Raw genomic sequence first — 21,964 nt, forward strand, 5'->3', positions numbered from 1 at the left:
CGTAGTACTAGAAAGTCTGACATTCCCTCCTCTTGTCAGGAGTCCTGGTTCCCAAGACCCAAATCTTTTACCCTGAGCGAAGTCGTTGGCGTTCGCGTTAGCGTCTCTGAAAGAGAAGCCTCTCGTTGGCGCAGCCTCTCGAAGAGAAGAGAAGAGTTCTCTTGCAACATATACCTATAAGAAAAGGTTTTCGCTTGTGGCATTGATGGTGAAAAACGCGGTCTTGAGGGTTTCCCTCAAAGAGCGATTTTGAACCCGGAGGGTCAAGACACTAAATATCTTACCAGAAAATCCTGGGAATTCGTCATACATCTGGAATTGATTTTTTACCAAGTAAAAAATCAATTCCAGATGCAATCCTCACTTCGTGACGCTTCTCTACGAGAGGTTCCGCCAACCCGAACATCCCCCGTGGTCACTGAGCGCGGTCGTTGTGCTCACAATACCTACCATTAGAGTACATTGAAGGTGGGGACTTCCGGGACACGTTAAAAAAAATACATATCTAAATTTGACTAGACCATTTCAGACAATTTTTAGTGAACACCGCCTATTTTGGGCTGTTTTACTCTTTGGTACAGCACTGGTGGTAACGCTAGCGCTGTCGCTTTCTCAAGGAGCAGTACCCTTAAATATGTCGGAATTTTGGCAAGCTATACTCCGCAAAGGCGATCCGGTTAAACAGACAATTCTCTGGGATTTGCGTCTCCCGCGCATTATAGCTGCTCTGATTGTCGGCGCAGCTTTGGGAATGTCAGGGGCACTGCTGCAAGGAATGTTACGTAATAGTCTTGCTGATCCATTTATTTTGGGCATTTCAGCAGGTGCAGGATTAATTGTGATTGTGATGATCGTGTGGCAAATATTCCCGATCGCAATTCCTTTAGCAGCGTGGATGGGGGCAATTTTGACTTCAGTGATCGTGATTTTGATCGGTCGTTCGGGATCGGGAATTTCTGTTGAGCGGTTGATTTTAGGCGGAGTGGCGGTGAGTTCTTTATTTGGTGCTATCCAAAGTACATTGCTGGTTTTAGCTGAAGACGGTCAAATTCAAATTGCGCTGAGTTGGCTGGTTGGTAGTCTCAATGGACGGGGTTGGCAAGAAATTGCTACGTCTGGACCCTACATCATCGTGGCATTGATCGGGGGATGCTTGCTGGCGCGATCGGTAAATGTGCTGGCTTTGGGAGATGATTTGGCTGTAGGTTTGGGGGTTTCGTTGGTGCGATCGCGTTTGTTAATTGGTGGTGTCGCCACTCTATTAGCCGCAGGTGCAGTCAGCATCAGTGGTTTGATTGGATTTGTTGGTCTTGTTGTCCCTCACGCTGTCCGCCTCATCGTTGGTACAGATCATCGCTTTGTTTTACCACTTTCCGCCCTTGCAGGTGCATGGTTACTGACTTTTGCAGATTTACTCTCTAGACTAGGAGCAGTAGAACTACCAGTAGGTTCGGTCACTGCCTTACTGGGTTCACCGTTGTTTATTTGGTTGCTTTATCGTCGTTCTGCTGGGTTTAATAAATTTTGAGCTTCAATTATTGACTTGCATTTATGCCAATTACCCCGATGATTATTAAGGCGATCCACAAAAGTTTAATGAATGACGCAGATTCACGAAACCAGATAATACCAATAATCGCAATTAGGATAGTTCCCAATCCAGCCCAGACAGAATAAGCCACACTCACTTCAAGTCTCTTGAGAGCAAGGGTAAAAAAACTAAAACAAAGTCCATAGAAGACAAATATTAATACCGAAGGAACTATTTTAGTAAATCCTTGCGATAACTTCATACAAGTTGTACCTGAAACTTCAAAGACTATTGCTGCAATAAGGTAAATCCAACTTGTTGACATATCTATTATCAGTACGTTCTTAGTAATTTCTTATTATCTCTGTGAAATTAAAAAAATACAACGGGTCTAATTATGATCATTAGTCGTCTGAAGATACTAAACATTTGTAGGATACGCTACGCATATAGCAATCCTAAATGAGTTACTAACAAAAAGATCCCCGACTTCTTTAAGAAGTCGGGGATCTAAGCCTCTCAGTGTTTATAAATAAAAAGCGCTCCCCTTTTATAAAGCGCTTTTTACTGTGAATTACTCAGCGTATACAGATTTATTAGGAAAGTGCAAAATTTTAAATCTTGTAGAGTATGTTATTGCGTAGGATAACGCACCATTTCAGATTTTAGTTGCGCTGGGACGAATGTTCTAACGCATCCAATAAAACTTGCTCTTGATTAAATCCACATTTGTTAGTTAAGCGTTAAGCGCATCTTCTTGATGGGTTTGGATTACACAGTCAGAAGTGGCATAGGTAACGCAGGTGAGGACAAATCCCGCGTCAATTTGATCGTCGTCTAAGAAATTCTGATCATCTTGGTTAACTGTACCTGAAATCAGTTTCCCGGTGCAGCTAGAGCAAGAACCAGCATTACAGGAATAGGGCAAGTCTAGATGATCTTCCTCGTTAGCAATCTCTAGGATGTACTCATCATCAGGGACTTCAATTGTTTTTTCTCCATCTGGAGTACGTAATGTCACCTTGTAAGTTGCCATGTAACAGTCCCTAGTTAAGATAAACTCTATTTCCGATACTACGGGTTTATGTGCAGCTAGTCTAGAGTGAAATGTGGTTGATTACCCTACATCACCAAGCGCTGAGTGGGAACTGGAACTGAGAGTAAAAAATTCTGCGATCGCTTCAGCAAATCCCTCAAATGAACTATAATCCCTAGACACAATGGAGACATTCATACCCAACTTTTGGGCATTAGCAGTTGTATAAGGGCCAAAACATGCAATGATACAATCTTCATAATCGCTTTGCGAGTTGACCATTGTCAAAAAGCTTTCTACTTCCGCCGTGCTACTAAAGGCAATTATATCGATCATTCCTTGACGCATCAGGTTTAATTCAATACTGTAGATATTTTTATCTAAACCCTGTGTAATATAAGAGGATACGCGAGTTACTTCTATACCTAATTTCTGCAAATCCGTAATCAAATTGGGTACAACATCAGGCTCAAGCAAACCTATGACTTTTGGAGTCGGTATCAGCACTTTTTTCTGGTGAATTGCTGGTAGTTTTGCTAATTCAGCGACAATTCCGGCTGGGCTAGATTCTGTAGGAATTAAATCTACTTTGCCACAAAAAGATAATAAGCTTTCTGCATCTTTTCCCAATGCAGATAAGTGACAATTTTTTAGCACAGATACAGGAATATCTAAATCATTCATGCGCTGAAAAAATGCAATGATGCCGTTTCTACTGGTGAAGATAATCCAATCAAATTCGCTTATGCGTTCCAGAGCATTATCTAACTTAGTGTAGTTTGATAAATAGCAGGTTTCGATAGTAGGCATGAGAACAGGTAAACCACCTTGTTTGATGATTTCTTCAGATAACCTATAAGCATAATTTCTCGGTGCTGTGACTAAAATTCTCTTGCCATATAGAGGTAATTTGTTAGATGGAGTGAGCAGGTTATTCATATCTTGATTTAGCAACGCCAAAAACTTATATAAATCCTAGCCATTTTTCTAGGATGAATTCTCCCCATTCTTCCGATGTCATCTGTGTTGATAAAACGGCACGATATGAATATCTAAGAACGTTTGCACAAAAATCTTATTGTCAACGTCCAAGTTGTGCGGGGTGGAGTGTTAGTTGAGTTAGCGATCGCAGTTGGCGAAAGACCTACTAAGGAGGAATAATCCTAATTTGGGATGGGTTTAACTAGCTCTGTCAATATTTATCTAAATTTTTTATTCATTCGACCTTTTTGCTCAAACGTTGAGCCTCTGAACTCGGAACTATCAGAATTTGCGTTCCAAAGTTGGGTTTACTGATATCTTGCAGCATTCTCAATTATCCCAACCCGACTAAAGCTGAGTGTCTCCAGCCGCACCGAAGCTGTTGCTGTAGGTGTGCGACTAGGTTTGATTATGCTGTGATCTTTAATCATGATCATCGGAATTACGCACTCAGATCCCCCCCCTAAAAAAGAGGGCTTTAGAAATTCCCCCCTTTTTATGCTAGGGTGTACAGACAAGTCATCAAATTACCCAAAACAAAAACCTCACCCGTCCTCAAGGACATCCCTCTCCGAACTTACGCAGAGGGACTGGTTTTGCTACGCAAAACCAGGGTGAGGTTTCTTTGGGCTATTCGATAAACCGTAAATTGTGTCAACAGAGACTGGTGTGTATAGGGTAGCTTTTTAACGTGGGCTAGAGGGATCTAATGACATACAGCCTCTAATCAGGTCATGGTATATATATCACATTTGATTGATCATTTATATGAACATATTAATGTTATCTTCCACCTTTCCCTACCCCCCAACGCGCGGGGGAACCCAAGTAAGGACATTTAATTTACTTAAATACCTAAGTCAACGCCATACTGTTACTCTGGTGACTCAACGTGCGGAAGATGTTACAGACGCAGAATTAGCAGGATTACGCGATTATGTAGATCATCTAGCCGTTTTTGAACGTCCGCCAGATTCTGCAACCACCGGAATATTCCAGAAAATACAGCGATTTGGGAGATTTTTACAACAGGGGACACCGCCAAGCGTACTCAACCGCTACTCAGTTGAGATGCAAACATGGATTGATAACTGGGTGGAAGCGGGGAAATGTGATGTAATTACCTGTGAACATAGTGTTAATGAAATTTACATCCAATCGCATTTTCCCAAACAGCTAAAAACCATAGTTAATGTTCATAGTTCTGTTTACGCTACCTGTCGGAACCAACTAACAACAGGCATTTCAGAAAATTCACTCCGAGACAAAATTAATCTGCCACTTTTGCGTCGTTATGAGCAAAACTACTGTGCTAAATTTACCGCAATTGTCGCCACAACAGAAGAAGATAAAATTCAACTACAAGAGTTTAACCCCAATAGTGAAATTACAGTTATTTCCAATGGCGTAGATTTAGTTTCTTTCCCCAACCGTACCACCGATCCAGGAGGACATCGCTTAATTTTTATTGGTGCAATGGATAATTTAGCAAACATTGATGCTGTCTGCTTTTTCAGTAACGAAGTTTTGCCAGAAGTCCAAAAATTGTATCCAGATACAACTTTTGATATTGTCGGTTCTCATCCGGTGCCAGAAGTTTTAGCACTTGCTGAAAAACCAGGAATTAATGTGATTGGGCGTGTGCCTTCGATGGTAGAATATTTACATCAAGCCACCATCTGCGTTGTACCCATGCGGACTGGGTTTGGCATTAAAAATAAAACTTTAGAGGCAATGGCCGCTGGTGTACCTTTAGTGGCAAGCGATCGCGGCTTAGAAGGATTAGCCGTAGATGGTGCTAGTCATATATTACGGGCATTACGAGCCAATAAACCGGCGGAATACGTCACTGCTATTAGTCAACTATTTGATCATCCATATCTGCGTTCAGAATTGTCTCACAACGGCAGACAACTAGTAGAAACAGAATTTACTTGGGATATGGCTGGTAAAAGTTATGAACAAGTTTGTCTTGGCAGGAGTAATACTAATTCGTAATTCGTAATGACGCTCTCTACGAGACGCTAAAAGCGTAGCTTGCTTCTCTGTAAGAGTACGATGACTTGCTAACGTAATTAGGAATTACGAGACACATAAAAATACTTGATCTAATAAAGATCGTACTTTATGCTTCTAGATAAATTCTAATTGTTGTTTCTTGTCGCTGTGGGAAAAATATATGTAGAGATGAAGCTAATGCAACGTCTCTACATTGGTCGTGCAAATTATCTTATCTAAATCCGATTCGTTTTTAGTTAACTTGTGAAGAAGCACGTCAATTATTGTCAAATCTAGTTGAACACCCTAACACAAGTAATTTCTTCTGCTTCCAATTCTTCTTATTCTTGAGGACAATCAAATAATTCTCAACATAGCGAAAAGCCGCTGCACAGTCGTAATCAGCAATGGCTATAGCTTGCAAAAAAACCTTTGGGGGAATTTCAAACCCTAAAAACTTTTCTATTAAAATTAGCAAATCCTTATCTGTAGCAGGAAAAGTAGTTTCTGCTGTCCCTTCTGAATCATGAAATGTATCTTCAATCAATTCTTTGTACACTTTGTACCTTCCCAAAAGCATAAGATGTAAAGCCTGTGATAAAGTTTAGCTATTGATCACGAGTTTGTAAGTTAACTGGGAGTTCAGTATCAGGACATCCGAACTCCCGTAAAGTCTCCAAATAATAAGTACTGAGTTGAGTGTATGGAGCTTGCTCCAATTCTTGAGCTAGTTCTAGAGCAATCTCCAGATTGACTTGGATAACCGTCTTTACAGGGTTGGTCATAAACACACCCTAATAAACTGGATGGTCTAAGTTTTGATCACAAGCACAAATAACGTAACAGTGTTTTTGCGGAATTTATAAAGAGGGGAAATTAAAATATCAGCGCATTTGCGGTAATATATAGTAAGAGATGCTTTCTTCGGCTGAGAAACTAGATAATTTGGAGCTAAGTGCGATCGTTGCGCGAACGGGGAAGCAAGCTACGTATAGCGGACGTACCAGAAGACTTTGGCGTACTTACAATCCGGTTCGGATAAGACTTTATCCCACCAACCTCCCTTAAAAAAGGCAGCTGGGGGGATCTTCCGGGGCAAAATATAAAGAACACCAATACTAATAGATGATCATCATCTTGATTTTTGACAAAAATACTAAAGTAGTAATTAAATTTTATTAACCTGAGCTAATAGGTATCTTAATTACAAATTCTGCACCTTTTCCGACAACAGAAAAACAACTAAGTTGTCCGTTATGTTTTTCAACTATAATCTGATAGCTTATATATAGCCCCAGTCCAGTACCTTTGCCCACAGCTTTAGTGGTGAAAAACGGATCAAATACCTTTGAGCGAACTTGTTCATTTATCCCCAAACCATTATCAGCAATACTAATCTCTATCCATTTTTCATCAATTACCTCAGTTTTAATTTGAATTTGGAGATTATTCTTTGTCAGTTTTTGATTATCAGTTGTTTGTGAATTTATTGCCGATGCCTCTAGTGCATCGATCGCATTAGCAAGAATATTCATAAACACTTGGTTGAGTTGACCAGGGTAGCAAGTGACATTCGGCAGTTGACTATATTTTTTGATGACTGTGATTTCTGGGTACTCATGCCTAGCTTGTAGGCGATGCTTCAAAATCATTAAACTACTATCAATTCCTTCATGGATATTAACTTGCTTAACTTCTGCTTCATCAAGTCTGGAAAAGTTACGTAGTGATTTAACAATTTCCTGAATGCGTTCTGCTCCTACTTTCATTGACTGGAAGAGTTCAGTTATATCTTGAATCAAAAAATCTAAGTCTATTTCTTCTATTTGATCTTGGACTTGTGAAGGAGGATTTGAATAAATTTGTTGATAAATTTTCAACAATTTAAGTAAATCCTGAGTGTATTTATGGGCGTGGTGAAGGTTCCCATAAATAAAACTCACGGGGTTATTAATTTCATGGGCAATACCAGCCACCATCTGACCTAAACTAGACATTTTCTCAGATTGGATCAGCTGAGTTTGGGTAAGTTGCAGTTCCTTTAATGTTTTTTGCAAAGCCATTGTACGTTGATCAACCCGAATTTCTAGCTCTTGATTTACTTTCTTGAGTGCTTCTTCCGCCTGTTTACGTCTCTGAACTTCTTTTGCTAATTCATCAATTTTTTGGTTCAGGAGAACGAAATTACTGCTGGCTAAAGTTCTATTTTCTAAGCGTAAGAGAATTAAACCTGAAGATTCAGGAGACCAAGGTTGAATAACGGCTCCTTGACTACGACATATTAATGTTTGTTCATCATTCTGTCGTAAAGTCAAGGCGCCAATAACCATTGCCCTGCTACTTGAACAAGCTTGTAGGTACTTTACTATATCGTTGGTAGACTCAGTTACAAGTTCAAAGAGCATTTTTCCCTGCAGTTGCTGACGGCGTAACCCCAACAAATCTGCTACTGGTTTATTAGTAGCCAACACCTGACCCTCTCCACTCACCAGAAGTAAAGGTTCTGGTAAAACTCTGGCAAATTCAAGAAATTGTTCAGGAGTCATCGGGCTTCTAATTTCAGGGTTTAATTCTACTTTACATATATGCACTCAAGTTTGTATCCTGGGGTTGCTTTAGTATTGAAGACTTTACACAGATTCTACTCCCTTAAAGTATTCTCGACCTTCTGCATTTTCTGCCTCTTCTGTAATTTTTAAGTAAACAATAACTGTACATCCAGAAGCACCCTCTGCTATTGTCTCTTGTAATTCTACTTTCCCATACCCCAGATTATTAGCTGCGATCGTCCCAAAGACGTTTGAAGTCATCATACACATGGCAGGGCGATTAAGCACTTTGTCGCCAAATGGGCAGACGCGATTGCCAAGAACAATTTTTTCATCATTCTGCTCAATCACATAAAAATCACCCTGGATTCGTCTTTTTAAATCAACCAACACATCAGCTACCTGCTTACGAGAAAGGTTAGAGACTTCCAGAGCAGATTTGTAATCTTGGTTTAGCTGTCTACCCATCGTTCCACCAACTACACTAATAAATCCAGAAGCTTCTTCTAAGCCAACGACATCATGCAAAGTGCCAGATAATTCTCTGATTAATGTACGTAAAAATATATCGCGTTCTAAAGAAAGATTAAGTGTAGCTACTGAGATGTTAAGTGTATCTGTCATAAATTTTGAGGACACAATTTTGGAATTACAGTTATAGAGTTCCCCAAAATCACTCTAAACTAACTGCTTACTCTCTTTCTTCACAGAATTTGATGCTTGCTTTTGTTTCTCATGAATAGTATCAGTCGTCACCAATTCTGAATTTTGTCGTTGCGACAGTCCCCAATTTGCAAAGTCTCTTCTAGCTTCTGACTTTTCGCGTTATCTTTTTAGCACTTACGCAAAACTACACACGGTAGGGGCAATTCATGTAGCTTTAGCTGACCGCAGGGTATTGCCCTAAGAAGAAAATCATGGTTTCGGCTATTGTTTGCGTAAGTCCTGCTTTTAAGAGGAAAACTCAGCTTCTAGCTTACGTTCCCGTAAAATTAATTAAATTAGCCCTGACTACAAATCTTTAATTATTCACGCCCACTTACTTATTTTTCATAATATTAATTTGAATAATTTGGATATTTGTCACTTCAAGAAATTGGAATGGTAATTATAAACTTAGAACCTTCTCCTAACACAGAATTTACTTTTAGGGTTCCTCGATGTTTTTGGACAATTATTTGATAGGCAATTGATAATCCTAATCCTGTTCCTTTTCCCACAGGTTTGGTTGTGAATAAATGCCCAAACATTTTTTGCTGAACATCAGCCGATATTCCTATACCATTATCTTGAATCTGAATCAATGCGTGATTTGTATCTTCAATTAGGGCAGTATGAATTGTAATTTGATTGGGATTTGCCTTAATTTCATCAAAACTTAGTCCAGAGTTAGACTCGTCTAAAGCATCAATGGCATTTGCCAATAGATTCATAAATACCTGATTAAGTTGTCCTGGAAAGCATTCTACTAGAGGAAATTCGCCGTAATCTTTAACTACTTCAATAACAGGACGAATCTTATTAGCTTTCAAACGGTGCTTGAGAATAAGCAGAGTGTTGTTAATACCTTCATGAAGGTTAAATAGAACTTTTTGTTCTGTATCTGCTCTAGAGAAAGTTCGCAAGCTGTTGCTGATGTTACAAATGCGATCTGTGCCTTCTTTCATTGAGGAAATGAGTTTAGGTAGATCCTCGCGCACATACTCCAGATCAATCACTTTGATTGTTTCTTGAATTTTATGAGATGCTTTAGGATAGGTTTGCTGATAAAGCTCGATCAGATGTAACAAATTATCAATATACTCTTGAGCCGGAGCCAGATTACCTGCTATAAACCCAACTGGGTTATTAATTTCATGAGCTACATCTGCGACAAGACTTCCCAAACTAGACATCTTATTCTGCATTATCTGAAGATTAAGAAGCATCATTTCTAATTCAAGGCTTCTTTCTTCTAACTTATTTTGATATTCCTCTAATTCATTAATTACTTTTCTTAGCAAGCATTCTTTTTTATTATTTATTTCTTCGAGTTTTTCCCGGTCTGATTCCGAGCGCTCCAATTGTTTTTTAATAATTCTATTTTCTTTTTTTAATTGCTTTATTTCTTGTTGATAATCCACGATTTCCATCAGCTTTTACCGAGTTCCCAAAATTAAAGTTACAAAAGTTTCATTATGGAATTGCGTATCGCTAATTCTATCTAGAGGAGCAATCTCTCCATAACAATAGAATCCACAAGCAGGTAAATAGTCAGTCAGACAAAGTTTCGTATTCTGGTACTCTTCTTTTGCTCTTGTACCAAGTATTTGCCGACGAGCTACACATGAAAAAAATAAAACACTACTTGGTTCTTTACCTGGATAAGTATCTAAGGCATTCATGAATGAAGCTTTGGACGCTGCCAGAATATCTTCATAACTTGTTTCAGAAATTTGAATAATGGCTTGATCGGGAATATCTCCAAAAAATGTGATGCTACCAGATTCCTGATTATAAGCAATAGGTGCTCTTATATAAAAATTGTCTCCATTCTGATCAAGGACTGCTAGTGGATATTCCATTGAAGGAGAAAACAAAGCTAGATAATGATGATAAAAATCTAAAGCTGGCTTACCATCTATTTCATAGACTATGTTCTTATCTACCTTAGTCACTTTGCTTCTTTGACCGATAGGATGCCAACCATTTGCAACACCGTGAGAAAACAATATTGTGCCGGAAAAAAGCAGAATTGGTACAGAATCACTTAATACTTCTGTTTGAAAAAATTGATATGTATTTTGATATCTTGACTGATCACCTGCTAAACCACCGAATATCCGCACATTTTGCCCAAGAGCTAGTTTTAAGCCATTCAATATAGCCACACCACTAGTTGTGAGACTCTCTGGATGAGTTAAACATAGCCTTGGGGTTACAGTACTTTTTGCTTTGGCTTGCTCCACAGCTTGTTTAGTTGCTGTAATTGGATCACCTGAAACTTTGCGTCCAACTCCTGCATGAATTTCAACTTCGTCTGAGCAAAACAACATCAAGGTGATTGAGTCCTGCTGAAACTCTAAGACTGAAGAAATTTCTCCATCGGTTGTTCCACCAATCAATTGAATCCCCGGAAAAGCCTGATGAATTTGCTGCAAAATGAGAGAATGTTCAAAGTCAATTGCAGCAAAAAGAATCCCAGCTTTTGGTATATCTCCTGCAAGAGAACTGGCGCATTGCTGAAGAACTTCTTCAACTGCTGATGGAGAATCTGGATCGTTACTGTGACCGACTACTGCCTTGAACATAAATTTACCTGTTATGTTGATGAACGCGACTTGCTATGATTCTTAAATGGGAAGCTTGATAATAAACTCTGAACCTTGTCCTAGTGCTGAATTTACCTCCAGAGTTCCTCCATGTTTTTCGACAACAATTTGACGGGTAATTGATAATCCTAATCCTGTGCCTTGACCCACAGCCTTGGTGGTGAATAAATAGTCAAAGATTTTTTGCTGGATATCAGGAGACATTCCCACGCCATTATCTTTAATCCGAATCAAAATATGATTTTTATCTTCAGTAAGAGTAGTTTGAATCAAAACTTGATTGGGATTTGCTTCAATTTCAATATAGGTGCGTCCTATATTAGACTCCTCTAAGGCATCAATCGCATTAGCTAACAAATTCATAAATACCTGATTTAGTTGTCCGATAAAGCATTCTAATTCTGGTAAATTATCGTAATCTCTAATTACTTGAATATCGGGTCGAGCCTCGGATGCTTTTAAGCGGTGTTTGAGAATCATGATTGTGTTATCGATGCCATCATGAATGTTGCAATAAACTTTGCGATCGCTATCTAATCGAGAAAAGGTTCTCAGACTGGTACTAATGTTGCCAATGCGCTGAACGCCCTCTTGCATTGAGGAAATTAAGTTAGGTAGATCGGAAAGCATATACTTCAAATCTATCGCTGCAATTTGCTCTTGAATTTCTGGAACCGGATTAGGATAGTGCTGCTGATAAAGATCAATCAACTTAATCATGTCTTGGAAATATACTGAAGCATGTCCGAGATTGCCATGAATGAAGCCAACAGGATTATTAATTTCATGAGCAACTCCTGCTACTAATTGACCAAGGGCAGACATTTTTTCTGTCTGTACAAGCTGAAGTTGAGACTCTTGTAAGTCTTTTAATGCCCTCGACAACGCTGCTGTCCTTTCTGCAACTCGTTTTTCTAGAGTTTTTGTGAGATTTCGTAATTGAAGATGGGTTTTAATTCTAGCTAATAATTCTTCTTCATGAACGGGTTTAGTGATATAATCAATCGCACCTATACTTAGACCTTTTACTTTACTAACCGGATCAGAATTTCCCGTCATAAAAATTACGGGAATATCACAAGTAGCTGAATTTTCTTTTAGCCTTTTACAGGTTTCAAATCCATCTATTCCCGGCATTATTACATCTAGCAAAATCAAATCAGGTAGTCTAGATTCAGCCTGCTTAACTGCCCTTTGTCCGTCATTTTCTCTAATAACTTCAAAGCCGACATTAGTTAATACCTCAAAGACAAATTCTAAATTTGTCTTTGTATCATCCACTACTAAAATTAAACTATCTTCGGGCACATAAAGCATTTTTATATCTGGTTTGTAATTCATGTATTTAAATTAATTTTACTCCTTGTTAGTTGTTGACTATTATCCTGCGATCGCAGTTAAGTCACCTCTATTTTATTGGTAGACTGACTGACCTTCTTTCTAGTCTGACAATACTATAGTTCCCAAAAACTCTGACAACAGCAACATTCTCACAATAAATTGCCCTATGGAACCACGGGTGCGATCGCTACAGGATGGAAATTAACCACCAATCTTCACTTTCACTAAAGTTAAACATCCTCTTTCTGAAGACGATCGCTCTGAAATTAGTCATTATTACCCTTGTCTGTTTATAAAAGTAGCGCTAATCAGAACAATATTGTTGATACCGTAATTTAAATTTTTCAGTTCGTCAACAGCATTTATGATGAACAGACACAGACGTAGCTATTTTTATTAAAAACATATAATTCAACATAATTACGGTTATTCTTTTATTAAAAAATATTTAACAATAGTTAGATAGATTTGAAAATACTCATATACGTTTACATACTACTGATAGTGGTGTAAATAGGATTTACACACAATTCAGAAAACGTGGTGTTATTGTGAATTTTTCAAAAACTTTTGTCAAAGATTCTTAATAAATCTCTTGATCTATTGTCTTTGTTCTACTGTGATTCATCTTTTTCAGTACTTTAAACTAATACATTTTTTGTGAAGCAATTACTTTACCCTGATTTATACTGTCCATTTCCATCCCAGATCAATAAGGATGTTGATATTTTAGAAGAGTATGCTCTTGAATGGGTACTTAGCTTCAATCTCCTGGCTGATGAATCAACTTATAAACGTTTTTGCAAGTCTAAATTCTTTTTCTTAGCTGCATCTGCTTATCCTTATAGCAATATTGAAGAGCTGAAGATTGCACATGACTGGCTGAGTTGGGTGTTTATTTGGGATGATCAATGTGATCTATCAGAGTTAAAAAAGCAACCTGAAATAATAAAGGTTTTTCACCAAAGATTTTTAGAAATATTGAACGGTGCAGAACTTACAAGCCAGGATACACTATTCAGTCATGCATTAGCTGACTTACGACAACGAACTCTCCAAAGAGCTAGCATAAAATGGTTCAACTACTTCATCAGCTACTTGGAAGACTACTTCTGTGGGTGCGTTCAGGAAGCAACCAACCGCGCCAAGGGAATTGTACCTGATGTAGACACTTATATTATGATACGTAGGTCAAGCGTAGGTGTCTATGCTGTTCTCGCATTAGCTGAATTTTGTAATCAGTTCATGATTCCCGATGTTTTAAGAAATCACTATCTGGTGAAAAAACTGGAACTAATTACAACTGACATTATTGCCTGGTCTAATGATATCTTCTCCGCATCCAGAGAAATAGCTAGTGGAGATGTTCACAATTTAATATTTGTCTTGCATTATCACAAGCAAATTTCTCTAGAAGAAGCAACGAAACAAGTGAGAGAAATCCACGATAAAGAAGTACGTTCCTTATTGAGATTAGAATCATTTCTCCCATCTTTTGGAGAAGAAGTAGATGTTGATAGCTCAAAATATATATCAAGTATGCATAGTTGGATTCGTGGTAATCTCGATTGGTATTCCCACTCTTCTCGCTATCAGAATTCCGAAAGGCTGGAGCTAAAATAATTCAAATAATCAAATCATACTCTAGATTTAAACCTCGTCCACTTTGAAACCTGGAATTTTTCAGGAAAGTATGTTATTTTGTTGGGGCTTGAGTTCTGAGCTTTACCCTAATTCCAAAAAACTAGGTTTTTCAAGGTAGATGCGGTTTATCTATAAGCCAAAGTTACTTCAGCAGTGAACGTGGAATACTAACCTAAGATGTCTTTAAGTTGTACACAATGAATTTTGAATCTATGACATTAAGTAATTTAGATAGCAAGAATTAATCACCATCAGATTAGCCCACCACAATTTAAAAGTAAAAAATTAGATGCAACTACCTAATCTTCTCAAAACCCCCTCTTTACTACAAAAGCTTCAGTGGGTTAATGACCCTGTAGGCTATATGGAAAATGCAGCCCAGCAATATCCTGATATTTTTACTGGTAATATCATCGGTTTTGGTGACACAGTAGTGTTTGTAAACCATCCCCAAGGAATCGAGGAAATTTTAACTAATGATAGAAAAAAGTTTACAGCCGTCGGGAAACTCAACGAAATTTTGCAGCCGCTTTTGGGTAATTATTCAGTCCTGATGCTGGAGGGCGATGCCCACAAACGCCAACGACAACTCGTGATACCCTCTTTTCATGGAGAGCGGATGCAAGCCTATGGTCAGCTAATCTGTAATGCGTCTGAAAAACTATTTAGTCAGTTACCATTAAACAAGCCCTTTTTCGCTCGTAATCTAACAGAGGAGATATCCCTGCAAGTCATTTCACAGGCTATCTTTGGCTTGTTTGAGGAAGAAAAAATTCAAAAACTTAGACAACTATTACCGTTACTGTTAAACCTTTTTCAGTCACCTTTCACTTCTAGTTTATTCTTTTTCCCATTCTTGCAACAGGATTTAGGAGCTTGGAGTCCTTGGGGGAAGTTCCTGCGCGATCGAGAGCAAATTGATCAATTCCTCTACACTGAAATTGCCGAATGTCAGCAAAAACCTGATCCAGAACGCATCGATATTCTCTCTTTGCTGATATCATCTCGGGATGAAGCGGGCCAACCGATGACGGATCAAGAGTTGCATGATCAGTTAATAACCCTAATACTTGCCGGTTATGATACTACGGCATCAGCAATGTCTTGGGGATTTTACTGGATTCACCAAAAGCCTCTAGTGCGGGAAAAACTGCTCCAAGAACTAGACACTCTGGGTGATTCCCCAGATCCGATGAGCATTTACCAACTGCCATATCTCACAGCTGTCTGTAATGAAACCTTGCGAATTTACCCCGTTACAATGTTTTCGTTTCCCAGGGTAGTCCAAGAATCCGTTGAATTATTGGGACATCCTTTAGAGTCGGGAACTGTACTGCTTCCCAGTATTTATCTCACTCATCACCGAGAGGATTTGTATCCCCAGCCTAAGGAATTTAAACCAGAGCGCTTTATTGAACGTCAATTTTCTCCCTATGAATTCCTGCCCTTTGGCGGTGGTGTTCGTCGTTGTATTGGCCAAGCTTTGGCTCAATTTGAAATAAAGCTAGTATTCGCAACCGTTTTATCACGCTATGACTTGGCACTAGTTGATCAGCGGCCAGAGAAACCTCAGCGTAGAGGTTTTAACCTTGCGCCTTCCAGTGGAGTCAAGATGGTAATTACAGGACGGCGTGCGCGTCAAAAGTCTTTAGTTAATATGACAACTACATCCGTATCTTAGTAGCTTGTCAGAGTTATTTTGATAAGTCTTAGAAATCACCCAGTTTTTGTGACAAACTGGGTTTTTAGAATTGTAGGTTGGGTAGAACGGAGCAAAACTCGACAAACTTCCAAATGTCAGGTTTCGCTTTACTAGTCTAAATATCTGACTGTTGCATCGGGATCTCAATTACCAACTCAGTCCCCTTTCCTAATGTGGAATCACAGGTTAAACTACCCTTGTGTTTGTCCACAATAATCTGATAGCTAATCGACAACCCCAACCCCGTGCCACTTCCTACTGACTTTGTGGTAAAAAATGGGTCAAAGATTTTCTGCTGCACCGCTTTTGTCATACCAGAACCGTTATCGGCAATCCGAATTATCGCCGTATTAGAATCTGTTAGTTCAGTAAAGATGTGAATTTGTCCTACCCTATGAGAAGCCTCAGACACATCTATGTCCTTTGTTATTTGTTCTTTGTCATTTACCAATGATGGATCACTAATGACAAAGGAATCTTCTAAAGCATCGATCGCATTACTCAGGATATTCATAAACACCTGATTTAGTTGACCAGGGTAACAAATAACTTTCGGTAATTTTCCGTATTCTTTGATGACTTGAATTTCCAGAAAATTGCTCTTTTCTTTAATTCGGTGTTGTAAAATCATTAAAGTATTGTCTATTCCCTCATGAACATCTACAGGCTTCATCTCAGATTCATCTAGGCGAGAAAAGTTGCGTAACCCCAAAACAATATTTCGGATACGCGAACTCCCAACTTTCATTGAATCTAGAATCTTTGGCAAGTCTTCTATTAGAAAATCTATGTCAATCTCCTCAGCTTTCTTGTCAATTAAATACGAAGAACGGGGATATTCCTGCTGATAAACGACTACCAAATCTAGCAAGGCTTGGACATACTCAGTAGCATGATTAATATTGCCATGAATAAAGTTAATAGGGTTATTTATTTCATGTGCAATTCCGGCTACCATTTCTCCCAAAGAAGACATTTTTTCACTTTGAATCAATTGCATTTGGGTACGTTGCAATTCCTCTAGAGCTTGTTGTAAAGAGTGATTTTTGTCGTTAACTTCCTGCGTTCTTTTCTGGACTTTTTCCTCTAGGGTATGGTTGTATTCCTCCAAGCTTTCTTTAGCTTGTGCTAAATTTTTGTAGAGGATAGCATTCTCTAGGGATATTGCTGCTTGAGTGGTGAGGAGTTTGAGGACTTCTACGCGATCGCGTGTAAATGCTCCTGTCGTCAGATAATTTTCTAGGTAAAGAATCCCAATCAATTTACCTTGATTAATAATAGGTGTAGACAACAAACTCTTGGGTTCTTCACTGATAACATAGCTATCACCTGCTAGAAAATAAACAGCCATTGCATCATCAATAACCAAAATTTCTCTGGAGCGTTTAACGTAGTTAATCAAAGTAATGGGAACATCGGAGCTTGACTCTAAGGAAGTTGATGGAAACTCAGTGTGGATATGCTCAAAATTTGAACTTGAACAAACAGCAGTGACAGTTAATGCTAAGTTATCACCTTCGCTTAAAATCAAAGCGCATTTAGAAGCTCCTGCATTCTCCATTACAACTTTCATTAAAGTAGAAAGTAGTCGTTCAAGCTCGATTTCGCCAGATAGTGCTTGAGATGCTTTAATGAATGCGGCTAAATCCAGAGAATCAGAAATACTTGTCTTCGAGCCAATAACAGTTTGTTGATCGCTCAGGGTAGATAAAGATGATATAGATGTGTTATTGAAAGAAGTGCTTTCCTGGCTGGAATGGATACTCAGTTTTCCTTGCTGAAATATAGGAGCGAGCAATTGAGGATAGCGTTTTGCCAAATCGTCAACCTTGGCTTTTGCTCCCCAGCGAATATAGCTATAGTAAGCATCTGTTAAGTAGGTTTGGGCAATCTTATGTTTACCCCATTTTAGATAGAATTTGGCGGTAAGTTCTTGAGCGAGGGCTTCTTCATTAATGTACTCATGTTCTTTGGCGAGGGAGATAGCGCGATCATACGATTCGATTGCTTCAAGATATTGACCACAAATCCGATACTGTTCAGCCTCTATAAGATAATATTTGTGTAAATAATTCATCGGAGCATGATGTGCCCAATGCTCCATTTTTTGCTGGTTCGCTTGAACCTTATTCAGAATGCACTTTTGCTCAGAATCCGATGCATCAGCGTATACAGCCAGTCGTGCTAATGAATCATACAAATAGAAACGAGGAGTCACTTGCTGTCCTATTCCACCTTGTAAATACTTTTCTGCTAAAGTAGCATTTTCCAAGGCTGAAGGATATTCCTCAAATAGGTAACAAAGATGTAATTTACTTACATATAAATAGAAAATTCCCATGACATCATTGGCGTCAAGGTAAAGCGGCAGCATTTTTTCTTCGTCGTAAGCTTCACCAATTAAATGATAGGGATTTGCTACATTTCCTAGCAAGTTCAAGACACTCTGTTGATGGATAGTAATCCAGTTCAATACTGTTTTTTGGTTGATTTGTCTGATAATATTGCTGTAAGTTGCTATCTCACGTTCTAGCCCTGTCAGTTCTTTACCAATGAAATATGAAGAGTAAGAATATGAGTGGAGATAATAAGCTGCATATTCTAAATCTCCTATTTCTAGTCCAGCATAGTAACCTTCCAGTAAAGGTTTTAATACTTCCCTACTATGTTCCTTCCAATGCCGAATAGTTGTGTTGAATCCCAGCGTAATTTTAGCTTGAACATCTTTAGCATTCAGCTTATCGACCAGACTAGCAGCAAGTTTGCCAAATTGATAGCCAGACTCAATATCTCCTACTAAACCGCTAAGTATTAACCCGTAATTACTATAGCCAAAGGCAGATAAGGGAGCATTGCCGTATTTGAGCGATAATTCGATTTGTTTCAGAACAATTAGCGGAAAAAGTTTAGGAGCAACTGCATAGGTAATAGAGATTGCAGTTGATAGTATACGCATTATTGCCAGAGGTTGGGCTTCTATCATCTGTGGCAGATTAATTAAGTCCTCAATGGGCTTCCCGTTGAGATTTGATGTTAATTCTGCCATTGCTAACTCAATATCAGACTGGCTTGGATGTTCAGGAAACTCCACTCCCAAAAGTTTCAAAAAGGTTAGGGCGGTATTTACAGCCTCCAGTGCTTGGTTCTGCGCCCCATAAGCCTGAATTTTGACTTCATAAACTTTTACTTTTTCCAGTAGTGTTTCATGTGCCAACGCCACCTCTACTAATTGTTCCATCTGTTCAAAGTTGCCAGTTAGATATGCTGCCTCTATGGCAGTCTCATATAAAGCCAGGGTGAGATGATGTTTCCTCTCCCAGCTATTATCTGCCAGCAGTTGGATGCCAATACTTGAATACTTAACCGCAGATGGATAAGCTGTTGATGCTAAAGCTTTACGTCCAGCAATTAGATTCATCTGGGCTAGTTCATCTCGTTTAGCTTGAGAGGAGATGAATTCCACTGCAACATTAAATTGATTGACAAGCTCAAAAATCTTTTCTTCCTGTTCTGCAACTGGAATATTGTTTAATAACAGTAGCCCAATTTTTAAGTGAATTGGCTTTTTCTGTTCTTCAGGAATCAAAGAATAAGCAGCTTGTTGCACTCGGTCATGTACGAATTTATATTTAGGTTGCTGAAAATTAGAACTTGAAAATTGTGTAGATTCTATTCCATGAATGATTAACTCTTGATTAGTATTATCTTTTGAAAAGATGTTGTAATTTTCAGTCTGTGGTAAAACTAGCCCATCAAGTAATGCTTGCCACAAGTCTAATGCTGTATCTACTACAGATTTTTCATTGACGATCGCCAGAGTTTTTAAGTCAAATTGATTCCCAATACAGGCAGCCAGTTTCAGAACTTTTTGGGTAGATATTGGCAATTTCTCTATTTGCAGTCCGATAAATTCTACCACATCATTTGTGAGAGCTAATTCTTTGACTTTTGAAATATCATACTGCCAATGACCAACATCAAAGTTTAATACAATTAGCCCATCATCGTGTAAAGACTTAATAAATTGGACGGAAAAGAAGGGGTTGCCTTTAGTTTTGGCAAACACCATCTGAGTGAGAGGAACAGCAACTACTTCAGGGCAATGAAGGGTATCAGCAATTAAATGATTTAAATCACCCTGATTTAAGGGTGCGAGGCTGATCGTATTAATGATTACTTTTGCTTTTTTAATCTCCTGTAGTGTCAAGTAAAGCGGATGTGCCTTGGAAACTTCATTATCTCGGTACGAACCAACTAACAGTAAACCACCCTTACTTTCACGCATCTGTTCTGTCTCTTCTGAAAGAGAAGACAAGGTGCTTTCACACATTAATAATTGAATCAATTTCAAAGATGCCGTATCTGCCCATTGCAAGTCATCGACAAAGATAACTAAGGGATGTTCTTTGGTCGTGAAGATTTGGATGAATTTTTGAAACAATAAATTAAACCGATTTTGGGCAGCAGCGCCAGAGAGTTCTGTAACCGCAGGTTGTTTGCCAATAATTTGTTCGAGTTCAGGAATTACATCAATAATCACCTGAGTTTGTGTACCCAATTCCCACAGAATTTTGGCTTTCCATTGTTGAATTTGGGCATCACTTTCTGAGAGTAGTTGCCCAATTAAATCTCGAAAAGCTTGCACCAATCCTGACAAAGGAATGTCGCGTTGAAACTGGTCAAATTTTCCTTTGATGAAGTAACTACGCTGCCGTACAATAGGTTTATGGACTTCATTGACCACAGCAGTTTTGCCAATGCCAGAGAAACCTGCGACTAATATCATTTCTGTTGCCCCCTCTGTCACACGGTTAAAAGCAGCGAGTAGGGTTTCAACCTCACTTTGGCGACCATAGAGTTTTTCAGGGATTACGAAACGGTCTGAGATATCCCTCACGCCTAGTTCAAAGGGTGCAATATTTCCTGTTTCTTGCCACTGGCTTTGGCACACCTTCAAGTCATGCTTTAACCCCAAAGCACTCTGATAGCGGTCTTCGGCATTTTTTGCCATCAGCTTGCTGATAATGTCAGATAAAATTGACGGAATATTGGAGTTAATCCGGCTGGCTTTTAGCGGTTCTTTGGCAATGTGAGAGTAAACTAACTCCATCGGATCTTTAGTGGTGAAGGGTAACTGTCCGGTGAGGAGTTGAAAGAAGGTAACACCGAGGGAATAAAAATCAGTGCGGTAGTCGATGCCTCGGTTCATCCTTCCAGTTTGTTCTGGGGAAATGTAAGCCAGGGTGCCTTCTAAGATGTTGGGATTTGTGAGAAATGGAATTTCTCTTGGTAGGAGGGTGGTAATACTAAAGTCGATGAGTTTTATTTCATCTGTGCTAGGGTTTATTAGGATGTTGGCAGGCTTGATGTCTTTGTGAATGATGCGCTCATGATGCAGTCCTTCAAGGCTAGAAGCAATTTTAATAGCAATGGGGAAAAACTCATTGAGGGAAAACCAGTTTTCCTCCTTCCCCTCGTCCTCTAGTCGCCAGTCTTGGAGGGAAATGCCGCCAAAATCTTCCATCACTAAGACGTAGCTGTTACGGTAGTTTTCTAAGCTATAGGTTTTGACTATGCCAGGAAGATCAAGGTTCTTGGTGATGATATATTGATTTCGGAACTGGGCGATTTCCGCGAACGTAGGATACTCATTCCGCATGAATTTGAGAACAACTGATTTTTGGTCTTGTTCTCGAATGCCCCGATAAACTAGGGTTTTACTGCCTAAGTAAATTTGCTCGGTAATGCCATAGCCAGGAAAGGTATATAATGTATTTAATACTACTAACATTGCGGACTAGGCTCATAATTCTTGTTTCTATGGCTTAGTATTCCCGTGTGAAGACTATTAATATCATAAAATAGGATTTT

16 protein-coding genes and 1 pseudogene are annotated in these 21,964 nt (G+C 38.9%); 5 read left to right on the forward strand and 12 right to left on the reverse strand.

Annotated elements, in window-relative coordinates; translation table 11 throughout:
• Positions 1–511 precede the first annotated feature (511 nt).
• Complete coding sequence (locus ACYTXL_RS08215) at positions 512–1,528, forward strand: FecCD family ABC transporter permease (RefSeq protein ID WP_461924278.1); 1,017 nt, start codon at positions 512–514, stop codon at positions 1,526–1,528.
• 7 nt (positions 1,529–1,535) lie between these two features.
• Here the strand turns inward: ACYTXL_RS08215 and ACYTXL_RS08220 are convergent, their stop codons facing one another.
• The 4 genes from ACYTXL_RS08220 to ACYTXL_RS08235 all read right to left on the reverse strand — a co-directional run bounded on the left by ACYTXL_RS08220 (position 1,536) and on the right by ACYTXL_RS08235 (position 3,979).
• The gene (locus ACYTXL_RS08220; RefSeq protein ID WP_461924279.1) at positions 1,536–1,856 is read right to left on the reverse strand and encodes a DMT family transporter; all 321 of its coding nucleotides are present in this window, start codon (positions 1,854–1,856) and stop codon (positions 1,536–1,538) included.
• Positions 1,857–2,267: 411 nt separating this feature from the next.
• Positions 2,268–2,567, reverse strand: a complete 300-nt coding sequence (locus tag ACYTXL_RS08225) for a ferredoxin (protein ID WP_461924280.1) — start codon at positions 2,565–2,567, stop codon at positions 2,268–2,270.
• Positions 2,568–2,648: 81 nt separating this feature from the next.
• Positions 2,649–3,506: a uroporphyrinogen-III synthase gene (locus tag ACYTXL_RS08230; RefSeq protein ID WP_461924281.1), complete on the reverse strand. Its 858-nt coding sequence runs from the start codon at positions 3,504–3,506 to the stop codon at positions 2,649–2,651.
• 350 nt (positions 3,507–3,856) lie between these two features.
• Positions 3,857–3,979 carry a hypothetical protein gene (locus tag ACYTXL_RS08235; RefSeq protein WP_461924282.1) on the reverse strand — a complete coding sequence of 41 codons (123 nt, stop codon included), beginning with the start codon at positions 3,977–3,979 and terminating at the stop codon, positions 3,857–3,859.
• 337 nt (positions 3,980–4,316) lie between these two features.
• Between ACYTXL_RS08235 and ACYTXL_RS08240 the strand changes: the two genes are divergently transcribed.
• Positions 4,317–5,546, forward strand: coding sequence for a glycosyltransferase family 4 protein (locus ACYTXL_RS08240; RefSeq protein WP_461924283.1), 1,230 nt, complete (start codon positions 4,317–4,319; stop codon positions 5,544–5,546).
• 277 nt (positions 5,547–5,823) lie between these two features.
• Here the strand turns inward: ACYTXL_RS08240 and ACYTXL_RS08245 are convergent, their stop codons facing one another.
• Together ACYTXL_RS08245 and ACYTXL_RS08250 are read right to left on the reverse strand one after the other, a co-directional pair.
• Positions 5,824–6,105: a hypothetical protein gene (locus ACYTXL_RS08245; protein ID WP_461924284.1), complete on the reverse strand. Its 282-nt coding sequence runs from the start codon at positions 6,103–6,105 to the stop codon at positions 5,824–5,826.
• Positions 6,086–6,331: pseudogene (locus ACYTXL_RS08250) on the reverse strand (hypothetical protein). Before ACYTXL_RS08250 ends, ACYTXL_RS08245 begins: the two are co-directional and overlap by 20 nt.
• Before the next feature lie 130 nt (positions 6,332–6,461).
• Between ACYTXL_RS08250 and ACYTXL_RS08255 the strand changes: the two are divergent.
• Positions 6,462–6,614 carry a hypothetical protein gene (locus ACYTXL_RS08255; RefSeq protein ID WP_461924285.1) on the forward strand — a complete coding sequence of 51 codons (153 nt, stop codon included), beginning with the start codon at positions 6,462–6,464 and terminating at the stop codon, positions 6,612–6,614.
• A 110-nt stretch (positions 6,615–6,724) separates the two neighbouring features.
• On the opposite strand, the gene ACYTXL_RS08260 is transcribed toward ACYTXL_RS08255, so the two are convergent.
• The 5 genes from ACYTXL_RS08260 to ACYTXL_RS08280 all read right to left on the reverse strand — a co-directional run bounded on the left by ACYTXL_RS08260 (position 6,725) and on the right by ACYTXL_RS08280 (position 12,747).
• Positions 6,725–8,092: an ATP-binding protein gene (locus tag ACYTXL_RS08260; RefSeq protein WP_461924286.1), complete on the reverse strand. Its 1,368-nt coding sequence runs from the start codon at positions 8,090–8,092 to the stop codon at positions 6,725–6,727.
• Positions 8,093–8,176: 84 nt separating this feature from the next.
• Positions 8,177–8,719, reverse strand: coding sequence for a methanogen output domain 1-containing protein (locus ACYTXL_RS08265; RefSeq protein WP_461924287.1), 543 nt, complete (start codon positions 8,717–8,719; stop codon positions 8,177–8,179).
• A gap of 464 nt (positions 8,720–9,183) precedes the next feature.
• Positions 9,184–10,227: a sensor histidine kinase gene (locus tag ACYTXL_RS08270; protein ID WP_461924288.1), complete on the reverse strand. Its 1,044-nt coding sequence runs from the start codon at positions 10,225–10,227 to the stop codon at positions 9,184–9,186.
• 6 nt (positions 10,228–10,233) lie between these two features.
• A complete protein-coding gene (locus ACYTXL_RS08275; protein ID WP_461924289.1) occupies positions 10,234–11,385 on the reverse strand; it encodes an FIST signal transduction protein in 1,152 nt (383 codons plus the stop codon).
• A gap of 42 nt (positions 11,386–11,427) precedes the next feature.
• A complete protein-coding gene (locus tag ACYTXL_RS08280; RefSeq protein WP_461924290.1) occupies positions 11,428–12,747 on the reverse strand; it encodes a hybrid sensor histidine kinase/response regulator in 1,320 nt (439 codons plus the stop codon).
• Positions 12,748–13,407: 660 nt separating this feature from the next.
• On the opposite strand from ACYTXL_RS08280, the gene ACYTXL_RS08285 reads away from it, so the two are divergent.
• Both ACYTXL_RS08285 and ACYTXL_RS08290 read left to right on the forward strand, forming a co-directional pair.
• Positions 13,408–14,370 (forward strand): terpene synthase family protein, encoded by a 963-nt coding sequence (locus tag ACYTXL_RS08285; RefSeq protein ID WP_461924291.1) that lies wholly within the window; start codon positions 13,408–13,410, stop codon positions 14,368–14,370.
• A 310-nt stretch (positions 14,371–14,680) separates the two neighbouring features.
• Positions 14,681–16,072, forward strand: a complete 1,392-nt coding sequence (locus tag ACYTXL_RS08290; RefSeq protein ID WP_461924292.1) for a cytochrome P450 — start codon at positions 14,681–14,683, stop codon at positions 16,070–16,072.
• A gap of 136 nt (positions 16,073–16,208) precedes the next feature.
• Here the strand turns inward: ACYTXL_RS08290 and ACYTXL_RS08295 are convergent, their stop codons facing one another.
• The gene (locus ACYTXL_RS08295; RefSeq protein ID WP_461924293.1) at positions 16,209–21,884 is read right to left on the reverse strand and encodes a trifunctional serine/threonine-protein kinase/ATP-binding protein/sensor histidine kinase; all 5,676 of its coding nucleotides are present in this window, start codon (positions 21,882–21,884) and stop codon (positions 16,209–16,211) included.
• Between the last annotated feature and the right edge of the window lie 80 nt (positions 21,885–21,964).

The organism is Nostoc sp. (assembly GCF_054880495.1).

Coding starts and splice junctions, on each gene's coding strand:
- ACYTXL_RS08220 (WP_461924279.1), bottom strand. CDS start 1,856: ATGTCAACAAGTTGGATTTACCTTATTGCAGCAATAGTCTTTGAAGTT.
- ACYTXL_RS08225 (WP_461924280.1), bottom strand. CDS start 2,567: ATGGCAACTTACAAGGTGACATTACGTACTCCAGATGGAGAAAAAACA.
- ACYTXL_RS08230 (WP_461924281.1), bottom strand. CDS start 3,506: ATGAATAACCTGCTCACTCCATCTAACAAATTACCTCTATATGGCAAG.
- ACYTXL_RS08235 (WP_461924282.1), bottom strand. CDS start 3,979: ATGATTAAAGATCACAGCATAATCAAACCTAGTCGCACACCTACAGCA.
- ACYTXL_RS08240 (WP_461924283.1), top strand. CDS start 4,317: ATGAACATATTAATGTTATCTTCCACCTTTCCCTACCCCCCAACGCGC.
- ACYTXL_RS08255 (WP_461924285.1), top strand. CDS start 6,462: ATGCTTTCTTCGGCTGAGAAACTAGATAATTTGGAGCTAAGTGCGATC.
- ACYTXL_RS08260 (WP_461924286.1), bottom strand. CDS start 8,092: ATGACTCCTGAACAATTTCTTGAATTTGCCAGAGTTTTACCAGAACCT.
- ACYTXL_RS08265 (WP_461924287.1), bottom strand. CDS start 8,719: ATGACAGATACACTTAACATCTCAGTAGCTACACTTAATCTTTCTTTA.
- ACYTXL_RS08270 (WP_461924288.1), bottom strand. CDS start 10,227: ATGGAAATCGTGGATTATCAACAAGAAATAAAGCAATTAAAAAAAGAA.
- ACYTXL_RS08275 (WP_461924289.1), bottom strand. CDS start 11,385: ATGTTCAAGGCAGTAGTCGGTCACAGTAACGATCCAGATTCTCCATCA.
- ACYTXL_RS08280 (WP_461924290.1), bottom strand. CDS start 12,747: ATGAATTACAAACCAGATATAAAAATGCTTTATGTGCCCGAAGATAGT.
- ACYTXL_RS08290 (WP_461924292.1), top strand. CDS start 14,681: ATGCAACTACCTAATCTTCTCAAAACCCCCTCTTTACTACAAAAGCTT.
- ACYTXL_RS08295 (WP_461924293.1), bottom strand. CDS start 21,884: ATGTTAGTAGTATTAAATACATTATATACCTTTCCTGGCTATGGCATT.